The sequence below is a fragment of the uncultured Thiodictyon sp. genome (assembly GCF_903828115.1).
In the GTDB taxonomy this organism is placed as follows: Bacteria; Pseudomonadota; Gammaproteobacteria; order Chromatiales; family Chromatiaceae; genus Thiodictyon.
In genome coordinates this window covers 1-9,821 of record NZ_CAIKKU010000205.1, presented here as the reverse complement: position 1 = coordinate 9,821, position 9,821 = coordinate 1, and the positions used below count along the sequence as shown (strand labels likewise).

Annotated in this window: 12 protein-coding genes; 3 read left to right on the top strand and 9 right to left on the bottom strand. The window is 67.9% G+C overall.

Annotated features, from left to right (window positions below; all coding sequences use genetic code 11):
- Window positions 1-85: 85 nt before the first annotated feature.
- The 9 genes from QZY48_RS07615 to QZY48_RS07575 all read right to left on the bottom strand — a co-directional run bounded on the left by QZY48_RS07615 (window position 86) and on the right by QZY48_RS07575 (window position 7,602).
- Complete coding sequence (locus QZY48_RS07615; protein WP_295429749.1) at window positions 86-484, bottom strand: hypothetical protein; 399 nt, start codon at window positions 482-484, stop codon at window positions 86-88.
- A complete protein-coding gene (locus QZY48_RS07610; protein ID WP_295429746.1) occupies window positions 481-768 on the bottom strand; it encodes a type II toxin-antitoxin system HigB family toxin in 288 nt (95 codons plus the stop codon). The genes QZY48_RS07615 and QZY48_RS07610 overlap by 4 nt, the downstream gene beginning before the upstream one ends.
- 42 nt (window positions 769-810) lie before the next feature.
- A complete protein-coding gene (gene truD, locus QZY48_RS07605) occupies window positions 811-1,872 on the bottom strand; it encodes a tRNA pseudouridine(13) synthase TruD (RefSeq protein WP_295429744.1) in 1,062 nt (353 codons plus the stop codon).
- A 78-nt stretch (window positions 1,873-1,950) separates the two neighbouring features.
- The gene (gene ispF / locus QZY48_RS07600) at window positions 1,951-2,445 is read right to left on the bottom strand and encodes a 2-C-methyl-D-erythritol 2,4-cyclodiphosphate synthase (RefSeq protein WP_295429741.1); all 495 of its coding nucleotides are present in this window, start codon (window positions 2,443-2,445) and stop codon (window positions 1,951-1,953) included.
- Window positions 2,439-3,146: a 2-C-methyl-D-erythritol 4-phosphate cytidylyltransferase gene (gene ispD / locus QZY48_RS07595; RefSeq protein WP_295429738.1), complete on the bottom strand. Its 708-nt coding sequence runs from the start codon at window positions 3,144-3,146 to the stop codon at window positions 2,439-2,441. The genes ispF and ispD overlap by 7 nt, the downstream gene beginning before the upstream one ends.
- Window positions 3,147-3,152: 6 nt before the next feature.
- On the bottom strand, window positions 3,153-3,641 hold the full coding sequence (gene ftsB / locus QZY48_RS07590; RefSeq protein ID WP_366929650.1) for a cell division protein FtsB: 489 nt from the start codon (window positions 3,639-3,641) through the stop codon (window positions 3,153-3,155).
- Window positions 3,622-4,899, bottom strand: coding sequence for a phosphopyruvate hydratase (eno, locus tag QZY48_RS07585; RefSeq protein ID WP_100920741.1), 1,278 nt, complete (start codon window positions 4,897-4,899; stop codon window positions 3,622-3,624). The genes ftsB and eno overlap by 20 nt, the downstream gene beginning before the upstream one ends.
- Before the next feature lie 184 nt (window positions 4,900-5,083).
- The gene (gene kdsA / locus QZY48_RS07580; protein ID WP_295429734.1) at window positions 5,084-5,923 is read right to left on the bottom strand and encodes a 3-deoxy-8-phosphooctulonate synthase; all 840 of its coding nucleotides are present in this window, start codon (window positions 5,921-5,923) and stop codon (window positions 5,084-5,086) included.
- Window positions 5,920-7,602, bottom strand: a complete 1,683-nt coding sequence (locus QZY48_RS07575; RefSeq protein WP_295429732.1) for a CTP synthase — start codon at window positions 7,600-7,602, stop codon at window positions 5,920-5,922. The genes kdsA and QZY48_RS07575 overlap by 4 nt, the downstream gene beginning before the upstream one ends.
- Window positions 7,603-7,883: 281 nt before the next feature.
- Here QZY48_RS07575 and QZY48_RS07570 point away from each other — a divergent pair, with 281 nt between their 5' ends.
- The 3 genes from QZY48_RS07570 to QZY48_RS07560 all read left to right on the top strand — a co-directional run bounded on the left by QZY48_RS07570 (window position 7,884) and on the right by QZY48_RS07560 (window position 9,730).
- Complete coding sequence (locus tag QZY48_RS07570; RefSeq protein ID WP_366929649.1) at window positions 7,884-8,468, top strand: sulfur globule family protein; 585 nt, start codon at window positions 7,884-7,886, stop codon at window positions 8,466-8,468.
- Window positions 8,469-8,618: 150 nt separating this feature from the next.
- On the top strand, window positions 8,619-9,374 hold the full coding sequence (fnr, locus tag QZY48_RS07565; RefSeq protein ID WP_295429729.1) for a fumarate/nitrate reduction transcriptional regulator Fnr: 756 nt from the start codon (window positions 8,619-8,621) through the stop codon (window positions 9,372-9,374).
- A gap of 17 nt (window positions 9,375-9,391) precedes the next feature.
- The gene (locus QZY48_RS07560; protein WP_295429726.1) at window positions 9,392-9,730 is read left to right on the top strand and encodes a BrxA family protein; all 339 of its coding nucleotides are present in this window, start codon (window positions 9,392-9,394) and stop codon (window positions 9,728-9,730) included.
- Window positions 9,731-9,821: the final 91 nt, after the last annotated feature.

Here is a 9,821-nt window from a genome sequence, read left to right as displayed (position 1 = left end):
GGACCCTACGAGGGGCCGTAGGGTCCGCTGTGCGGACCGCTCGCCCGGCCGGCACGATGATCAAGACCGCTGTCGCGCCGCCCGGTTACAGGAAGTTGGCCGCCGGGATGCCGAAGCGCGCAGCCAGTGCCTTGACCTGCCGGACATTCAGGCTGCGCCGACCCGCCAGGATGGCGCTGACCACGCTCTGGGCGCCGATCTCGGGCAGGTCGGACTGGCGCAGGCCGTGCACGTCCATCAGGTGCCGCAGCATGGCGGCGCCGTCGGCCGGCTCGGGCATCGGGTCCCGACGCTCCCATTCGGCAACGGTCTCGCCGATCTGCTGGGCGAGGGCGGCGAGCGGGTGCGACTCGTCCGCGCCCCCGGCATCCAGCACCGCGTCCAGGGTCTTGACCACCTCCAGGTACTCGCCATCGGTGCTCGGCGGGCGCAGCAGGGGCGCCACGTAGGGCCAGTGGGCGATGGCCTCTTCGACTCGGTTCATGACTGCCAACCCCCTTGATCGTACTCGGCGTGGGTCAACACCGCACGCACGAAGAGCTTCTGCCGATTGAAGTGGATGGCGGCGATCAGTCTGAGCTTGTTGCCGCCGATGTTGAACACGAACAGGTCACCGACCTTGTCGACCCCCGGAAACAGGTGACGCAACTGGCTGAAATTCAGAACCTGGGCGCGCCTTGCGATCCGGTACCAATGATCCAAGGCCCCCGCGCACTCCGGATGTTCGCGGGCCGCGTCGGCGATACGGCGCTGAGTGATGATATGCATTTGCCCTAAATATAGCAGATTGCTATGAAGCGGGTGAACATATCAATCTTCGCCGCCCTGCCCCCAGTCCATCAGTTCGCGCAGGACGGCGGTCGCGTAGGCCCCGGCCGGGAGTTCAAAGGCCAACCCGCAGCCGCGGTCGGTCAAATCCCAACCCAGGTCCGGGACCAGCAACCGCAGGGCACGGCGGTCCTGCTCCAGACCGAAGCGCGCGAGGCCGGCGGGCCAGCCGGGGAAGCGCCCGGCGGCGCCATCTTCCAGGGCGCGGACCTCGCCTTGACTGGGCGGGTCGCCGCGGCCCCAGAGGGGGCCGGTGGGGTGCAGGTCCAGGCGGGCGGTGCGCCCGCGCAGGGTGTCGTCGATGGTGTCGGCGGGAAACCAGGAGTGACTGCCGTCCAGGTTGAGGCAGTCGCCGGGCAGCGGCCGGTCCCAGTCGCCGCGGGTCAGGCGTGCGGCCAGGACCTGGTTGAAGACCTGGGAGCGGGCGGCGGAGAGCCACAGGCCCTGCTGGTGACGCGAGGGGCGGCGGATGGCACCGTGAAAGAGGGCGTCGGCGCGGGCCAGGTTGGCGCCGTTGCGGCCGAAACGCTGTTCGCCGAAGTAGTTGGGGACGCCCAGGGTGCGGATGGCGGTGATCCGCTCGGCGAGTCGGTCCGGGTCGGGCGCCCAGTCGCGCACCTGGATACGGAAGCGGTTGCCGGCCAGGGCGCCGCGGCGCAGTTTGCGGCGGTGGGGGTGGACCTCCAGGACCTCGATACCCTCGACGGCCAGGGTGGACCAGTCGGGTTCGCGGTCGCGGGGGCGCGGCAGGGAGAACCACTGGCTGGTGACGGCGCGGCGGTCCTTGAGCCCGGCGTAGCCCAAATCCTTCTGGGCGACCCCGGCGGTCGCGGCCAGCCGGCCGGCGACCCATTCGGTGTTCTGGTCGGTCTTGCGCACCCAGAGCAGGAGGTGGTCGCCGTCACCGTCCGGCGGGAAGCCCAAGACCTCCTCGACTTCAAAGTCTGCGGGGGCGACGCGCAGGCGGCCGGCGCCCAAGGGGGCGCCGTGGGCGCGCGGGAGTTCGTGGAAGGGGGTCCAGGTCGGCGCGGCCGGGTTGGTCATTACGTGCAATTTCCTGGGTGACGCTGCGCGGGGCCGTCACGCCAGGCGGAACCAGGAATCATTCCTCCTGATTTGCGTTCATTTGCGTTCATTTGCGGACAACAACTCTTCCAACAGCACCACCGCAAAGGACGCGATTCCCTCCCCGCGCCCGGTGAACCCCAGTCGCTCGGTGGTGGTGGCCTTGACGTTGACGCGCGCCGGGTCACAACGCAGATCCGCGGCCAGCAGGGCGCGCATGGCGGCGATGTGGGGGGCCATTTTGGGGCGCTCGGCGACGATAGTCACATCGGCGTTGTGGACCTTGAGCCCTAGCCCGGTCAGGCTCTCCAGGACACGGCGCAGCAGGATGCGGCTGTCGATCCCGGCGTAGGCGGCATCGGTGTCGGGGAAGTGGTGGCCGATGTCGCCCAGGCCCGCGGCCCCCAGCAGGGCGTCACACAGCGCATGGATGGCGACATCGCCGTCGGAGTGGGCGGCCAGTCCCTGGTCGTGGGGGAGCGTTACCCCGCACAGGATCAGGGGGCGCCCGGGGGCGAAGCGGTGGACGTCGAAACCCTGGCCGATCAGCATGAGGTGGCCTGCGTGTCGAGATAGAAGCGGGCGAGCGGAAGGTCCTCGGCCCGGGTGATCTTAAGGTTGTCCGCGTGTCCCTCGATGAGGCGCGGGGCGAGCCCCATGCGCTCCATGGCGCCGGCATCGTCGGTCACGAGATCCCCGGCCGCGATGGCGTCGTGCAGCGCCGCGCGCAGGGCGCCCAGGCGGAACATCTGCGGGGTGTAGGCGTGCCACAGGGTCGTGCGGTCCAGGGTACAGCGGATGCGCCCGGCGGCGTCGGCGCCCTTCATGGTGTCACGCACCGGCACGGCGAGGAGGCCGCCTACCGGGTCGGCGGCCAGTTCGGTGATCAGGCGGTCGAGATCGGCCCGGCGCAGACAGGGTCGGGCGGCGTCGTGGACCAGCACCCAGTCGGCGGGATCGGCCTCCGCGGCCAGGGCCTCCAGGGCGTTCAACACGGAGTGACAGCGCTCGGCGCCACCCCCCACCCGCCGCACCTTGGGATGCCGGGCATAGGCGGTCGTGGGCCAGAAGCCGTCCTGCGCGCCCAGGGCGACCCAGACGCCACTGATACGCGCGTCCTCGATGAAGGGGGCCAGGGTCCAGTCGATGACCGGGCGGCCGGCCAGGTCCAGGTATTGTTTGGGGATGGCGGCACCCAGACGGCGGCCGACGCCGGCCGCCGGGAGCACGGCCCAGAAACGCTGATCAGTCATTCGTGTTCATTGGCGTTCTTCGCGGACTGGCGGCGCCTTCTTCGGTGCGGCCGGCTTCGGTGCGGCCGGACTGTTTTTCTTGTGGCGTGGTGCCGGTGTCGCAGGCTCAGTATCGGGCGGGGCCGGGACCGCGGGTAGCGGGGAGCGCTCGATGACCTGGATGAAGGCCTCACCGCCCTTGATCATGCCCAGTTCGTCGCGCGCCCGCTCCTCGAGGGCGGCCTCGCCGGAGCGCAGATCCTCGACCTCCGCCTGGAGTTCCTGGTTGCGGGTGCGCAGCCGCTCGAGCTCGGCCTTCTGGGCGACGATCTCCAGATTCAGCCCGTGCAGGTCCGCACGGCTCCCCGGTCCGACCCAGAGCCGGTATTGGAGTGCCGCGAGCAGCACGATCAGCACGAGGATCAGCAGGCGCATGGACGGGAGCGGCAGTGCCTTGACCGCCGACCGGAGGGTACCGGTCGGCGGTGCACTGGCCTCAGAGCCAGCGGAAGGCATTGCGGCCGGCATAGACGGCCTCGTCGCCCAACTGGTCCTCGATGCGCATCAACTGGTTGTACTTGGCGACGCGGTCGGAGCGCGACAGGGAGCCGGTCTTGATCTGGCCGGCGGCGGTGGCGACCACGAGATCGGCGATGGTCGTGTCCTCGGTCTCGCCGGAGCGGTGGGAGACCACCGCCGTGTAGCCGGCGGCATGGGCCATGGCGATCGCCTCCATGGTCTCGGTCAGGGTGCCGATCTGGTTGACCTTGATCAGGATGGAGTTGGCGATACCGCGGTCGATGCCCTGCTTCAGGATCTTGGTGTTGGTGACGAAGAGGTCGTCACCGACGATCTGGATGCGGTCCCCGAGACGCTCGGTCAGGCGCTTCCAGCCGTCCCAATCGCCCTCGGCCAGGCCGTCCTCGATGGTCAGGATCGGGTACTGGTTGACCCAGCCCTCGAGCATGGCGATCACGCCGTCGGAGTCGAGCTTGACGCCCTCGCCTTCCAGGTCATAGACGCCGTCCTTGTAGAACTCGGAGGCGGCCACGTCCAGACCGATCCAGATGTCCTTGCCCGCCGTGAAGCCGGTCTTGCCGATCGCCTCCAGGATCGCCTCCACCGCGGCCACATTGGAGGGCAGGTCGGGGGCGAAGCCGCCCTCGTCGCCGACGGAGGTGGCGAGCCCGCGGGCCTTGAGCACCGATTTCAGCGCATGGAAGACCTCGGCACCGTAGCGCACCGCCTCGCGGATGCTCGGGGCGCCCACCGGCAGGATCATGAACTCCTGGAAGTCGACGCTGTTGTCGGCGTGCTGACCGCCGTTGATGATGTTCATCATCGGCACCGGCAGCCGGTAGGGGCCGGCGCTGAGTGAGCGGTAGAGCGGCAGGGCGCGCTCCTGGGCGGCGGCATGGGCGGCGGCGAGCGAGACCCCCAGGAGCGCATTGGCGCCGAGCCGGGACTTATTCTCGGTGCCGTCCAGTTCGATCATGGTGCGGTCGATGGCGCCCTGCTCGGTCACTTCCATACCGACCACGGCGTCCTTGATCTCGCCCTCGATGCGCCCGACGGCCTTGAGCACGCCCTTGCCGCCGTAGCGGCCCTTGTCGCCGTCGCGCATCTCCAGCGCCTCGCGCGAGCCGGTGGAGGCCCCGGAGGGGACGATGGCGCGGCCGATGGCGCCGTCGGCGGTGATGACGTCGGCCTCGACGGTCGGGTTGCCGCGGGAATCCAGGACTTCACGGGCACGGACATCGACGATTTCGGACATGGTGGCTCTCTCCTAAGTCAGTTATACGGGTAACGATTCGGGAAAATCGTCAGCGAAGCAGGGTCGCCTTCGCCGGCTGGAAATTGGACAGGATCAGAGATTTTTCAGGCTTGACAGGAGGATGGCTGGTCAGTGCCCGGTATCACAGAATCCTGCGCAATCTGTTAATCCTGTCCATTTATTATCATGTAATCGCATCTTCGGCGAAAGGAGCGGATTTCACCAGCCGGTCGAGCGCGACCAGGGTGGCGAGCAGGTCGCGCATCTTACCCAAGGGCCAGGCGTTGGGGCCGTCGCTCATGGCCTGATCCGGGCGCGGGTGGGTCTCCATGAAGACGCCGGCCACCCCCGCGGCCACCGCCGCGCGCGCCAGCACCGGGACGAACTCGCGCTGTCCGCCGGAGCGGTCCCCTTGCCCCCCCGGCAACTGCACCGAATGGGTGGCATCGAAGACCACCGGGCAGCCGGTGGCACGCATCACCGCCAAGGAGCGCATGTCCGAGACCAGGTTGTTGTAGCCGAAGGAGACCCCGCGCTCGCACACCATGATCCGGTTGTTGCCGGTGGCGCGCGCCTTGTCCACGACGTTGCGCATGTCCCAGGGGGCGAGGAACTGGCCCTTCTTGATGTTGACCGGCAGCCCCAGCGCCGCCACGGCCTGGATGAAATTGGTCTGGCGGCAGAGGAAGGCCGGGGTCTGGAGGACATCGACCACCGCCGCCACCTCGTCGAGCGGCGTGTCTTCGTGCACGTCGGTGAGGATCGGGACGCCGCAGCGCGCACGCACCGATTCCAGGATCTTGAGTCCCGCCTCCAGCCCGGGTCCGCGGAAGCTGCCGGCGGACGAGCGGTTGGCCTTGTCGAAGGACGACTTGTAGATAAAGGGGATACCGAGCGCGTCCGTGATTTCCTTCAAGGTCCCGGCCGTCTCCTGCGCCAGGGTCTCGCCCTCGATCACACAGGGTCCGGCGATCAGGAACAGGGGCCGGTCGAGCCCGACCTCGAAGCCCGCGAGCGGCATCATGGCGCGGCCCCCGCGACCACCGCCGGTGCGACCCCGGCCCCGCCCCCGGCCTGATGCTCCAGCGCCGCCCGGATGAAGCCGCAGAAGAGCGGGTGCCCGTCGCGCGGCGTGGAGGTGAACTCCGGGTGGAACTGGCAGGCGATGAACCAGGGGTGATCGGGGATCTCGATGATCTCCACCAGCCGGTTGTCGAGCGACCACCCGGAGAAGCGCATCCCCGCGTCCTTCATCAGGTTCAGGTAGCGGTTGTTGAACTCGTAGCGATGGCGGTGACGCTCGCGGACCTGGGCACTGCCGTAGACGGCGCGCGCCAGGCTCCCCGGCTCCAGCCGACAGTTCTGCCCGCCCAGGCGCATGGTGCCGCCTAAGTCAGACCCCTCGCTGCGGGTCTCGATCTGACCCTGCTCGTCGCGCCACTCGGTAATCAGGGCGATCACCGGGTGCGGGGTCTGGCGATCGAACTCGGTGCTGTGGGCGCCCTCCAGCCCGGCCAGGTCCCGGGCGTAACCGATCACCGCCACCTGCATCCCCAGACAAATGCCGAGATAGGGCACCCGGTGCACCCGGGCATAACGCGCCGCCTGGATCTTGCCCTCGATGCCGCGCTCGCCGAAGCCGCCGGGGACCAGAATCGCGTCCAGTCCGGCCAACTGACCGGGCCCCTCCTGTTCGATCTCCTGGGAGTCGATATAGACCACCTCCACCCGGGTGCCCGTGTGCACCCCGGCGTGGGCCAGGGCCTCGGACAGGGACTTGTAGGCCTCGGTGAGGTGCATGTACTTGCCGACCATGCCGATTCGCACATGCCCCTGGGGTTGGTCGAAGCCCGCGAGCACCCGGTCCCACTCGCGCAGATCCGCCGCGCCCACCTCCAGGTGGAACTGGCGGACCACCAGTTCGTCCAGGCCCTGGGCGTGGAGCAGGCGCGGGATGCGGTAGATATTGTCCGCGTCCACCGCCGAGATGACGGCATTCTCGGCCACGTTGGTGAAGAGCGCGATCTTGCGCCGCTCCTCGTCCGGCAGATCGGTCTCGCAGCGGCACAGGAGCACATCGGGCTGGATGCCGATGGAGCGCAACTCCTTGACCGAGTGCTGGGTCGGCTTGGTCTTGATCTCGCCGGCGCAGCGCAGATAAGGGACCAGGGTCAGGTGCATGAAGAGCGCGTTCTCGCGGCCCAACTCCACCCGCATCTGGCGGATCGCCTCCAGGAAGGGCAGCGACTCGATGTCGCCGACGGTCCCGCCGATCTCCACCATCGCGATGTCGGAACCCTGGGCGCCGAGCCGGATGCTGTCCTTGATCTCATCGGTGATGTGGGGGATGACCTGCACGGTGCGGCCCAGGTAGTCCCCCCGGCGCTCCTTGCGGATCACCGTGTCGTAGATCTGGCCGGTGGTGAAATTGTTGTTGCGCCCCATGCGGGTGCGCAGGAAACGCTCGTAGTGGCCCAGGTCCAGGTCGGTCTCGGCGCCGTCGTCGGTGACATAGACCTCGCCGTGCTGGAAGGGGCTCATGGTCCCCGGGTCCACGTTGATGTAGGGGTCGAGCTTGATCATGGTGACCGCAAGCCCGCGCGCCTCCAGCAGGGCCGCCAGCGAAGCCGACGCGATGCCCTTGCCGAGCGACGAGACCACCCCGCCGGTAATGAAGATGAACTTAGTCTTAGAGGGGGTCATGAGGGGATCACTGGGGTAGGACAGGTTCCTGGACTTAGGGCCGTTGGCCCGACACGCTACCAAATTCGCCGCGCCCCCTCAACGCGGCAACGCGCCGGTCGCCGACCCGCGGCCCCTGCCTGACCCGCCCACACACTGGTTTGCCTGTCAAAATCAGGGGTTCGCGCGTATAGTCGGGAACGACCTCGCGACGGCGAGACTCAACGGCCGACGCAGGATCGCGGTGGATCGACGCTGGCTGCCCAACCTGAACGACAACCCACTGCGGAGCATCCATCCTAATGCAATCTTTTGCCAAGCTGATCAGCGTCGCCGCCATCGTCGGCACCGCCGCCTTTGCCGCCAACCCCGCGCAGGCCTGGGGCGGCCCCGGCTGGGGTAACGGCAATGGCAACGGCTGGGGTAACGGCAACGGCGTCGGTGACATGTGGAACGACATGCTGGGCGACGGTTCCGGCGATTTCAACATGAACATGAGCGGCCGCGGCAACGGCAACGGCCGTGGTTACGGCAACGGTCGCGGTTATGGCGACGGGCGCGGTTATGGCGACGGGCGCGGCTACGGCTCCGGCGGCTACCCGGGCTACGGCTACGGTGGCTACCCCGGCTACGGCGCACCGGGTTATGGGTACGGCGCACCGGGTTATGCGGCCCCGGGCGGCGGCTATCCGGGCTATGGCGCTGGAGCACCCGGCTACGGGGCCCCGGGCTACGGCGCTGGAGCACCCGGCTATGGAGCACCTGGTTACGCGCCCCAGGCCAATGCCTACGGCGGCGGCAACCCGGGCTACGGCTACGGGGCCCCGACTGCCCCCTACGGTGCACCCCCGGCCCCGCCCGCCGCGCCGGTCGGCGAAGCCAGGTAAGACGGCCAAGGTCCTGAGGGACACCCCAGGCCGCGCCCTCCCGGGCGCGGCCTTTTTTTTGTCGTCGCGGCCCCCGGCGGTATCCATGACTTGATCCAGGTCGAGAGTAGACCCAATATAGAGTATTGAGAAACGCGGGGGGATGTCGTCTTGAGTCAAGCAACCATCATTTCCATCGAGACGATGCGCGTTGCGTGCAAGAGTTGTTCGCTCTCAACCCTCTGTCTGCCCATGGCGCTCTGCCCCGAGGACGTGGAGCGACTCGAAGATATCGTCAGACACACCCGGCCGCTGCACCGCGGGGACCTGCTGTTTCGTAGCGGTGATCGCTTCCGCTCGCTCTACGTGGTCAAGACCGGCTCACTCAAGAGCTTCGCACCCAGTCCGGAAGGCGGCGAGCAGGTGCTGGGCTTTCACCTGCCGGGTGAGGTCATCGGACTCGACGCCATCGACCGGCGCACCCACGTCTGCTACGCCAAGGTGCTGGAAACCTCCTCCATCTGCGAGGTCCCCTTCCAGCGACTGGCGCAACTGACGGCGATCATCCCCAGCCTCCAGCATCAGATGTACCGACTGCTCAGCAAGGAGATCGGCCACGACACCGACATGCTGCTGCTCGGCAAAAAGAGCGCGGAGGAACGCCTGGCGGCCTTCCTGCTCGACATGTCCAAGCGACTGCAACGACGCGGGCTATCCCCGACCGATTTTCATCTGAGCATGTCGCGCCACGAGATCGGCAACTATCTGGGGCTCGCGGTGGAGACGGTCAGCCGCATCTTTACCCGCTTCCAGGACGACCGGCTCCTGGGAGTGGAGCGCAAGCACATTGAACTCTTCGATCTGGATGCACTGGAGACCCTGGCGGAGGGTATGGGCGCGACGCGGCAGCAGCAGCAGCGGACCTGAGGTATCCGGTTTCTCAAGTGACGCATGACGGGCGCTACCAGGCCAACTTCACCAAGGGCGGACTCATGGTCCCGGAGAGCCGCCGCGTGGCCGAGCTCCTGCTCGCGGGCGTCGATGCGGCCGGCTGGAAGCAGGCCATCGAAGGGGACAACCTGCTGCGCAAGCGCTCGCCCACCACGGCATCGACCAAGGCCCTGCTGATCCGCGCCCGGCTGCGGACCATGACCGAGGGTTTGTGGCGCCTGGTACGTGACGGCGACAGGCCGGTGGCGACCCAGGCGCTCTTTGCCGCGACCATCACCTACTCCGTTCTCTTAGACTTACACAAACCTACACATAGGCAGATTCAGTGCTAAGTTCCTGCTTCAACGAGGCTGCCCAGGGGTGCATGGCTTGGTTTTCGCCGTTAGCTCCCACGGTGGGGAGCTTTACGGTGATGAACCGACG

Coding starts and splice junctions, on each gene's coding strand:
- QZY48_RS07615 (WP_295429749.1), bottom strand. CDS start 484: ATGAACCGAGTCGAAGAGGCCATCGCCCACTGGCCCTACGTGGCGCCC.
- QZY48_RS07610 (WP_295429746.1), bottom strand. CDS start 768: ATGCATATCATCACTCAGCGCCGTATCGCCGACGCGGCCCGCGAACAT.
- truD (WP_295429744.1), bottom strand. CDS start 1,872: ATGACCAACCCGGCCGCGCCGACCTGGACCCCCTTCCACGAACTCCCG.
- ispF (WP_295429741.1), bottom strand. CDS start 2,445: ATGCTGATCGGCCAGGGTTTCGACGTCCACCGCTTCGCCCCCGGGCGC.
- ispD (WP_295429738.1), bottom strand. CDS start 3,146: ATGACTGATCAGCGTTTCTGGGCCGTGCTCCCGGCGGCCGGCGTCGGC.
- ftsB (WP_366929650.1), bottom strand. CDS start 3,641: ATGCCTTCCGCTGGCTCTGAGGCCAGTGCACCGCCGACCGGTACCCTC.
- eno (WP_100920741.1), bottom strand. CDS start 4,899: ATGTCCGAAATCGTCGATGTCCGTGCCCGTGAAGTCCTGGATTCCCGC.
- kdsA (WP_295429734.1), bottom strand. CDS start 5,923: ATGATGCCGCTCGCGGGCTTCGAGGTCGGGCTCGACCGGCCCCTGTTC.
- QZY48_RS07575 (WP_295429732.1), bottom strand. CDS start 7,602: ATGACCCCCTCTAAGACTAAGTTCATCTTCATTACCGGCGGGGTGGTC.
- QZY48_RS07570 (WP_366929649.1), top strand. CDS start 7,884: ATGCAATCTTTTGCCAAGCTGATCAGCGTCGCCGCCATCGTCGGCACC.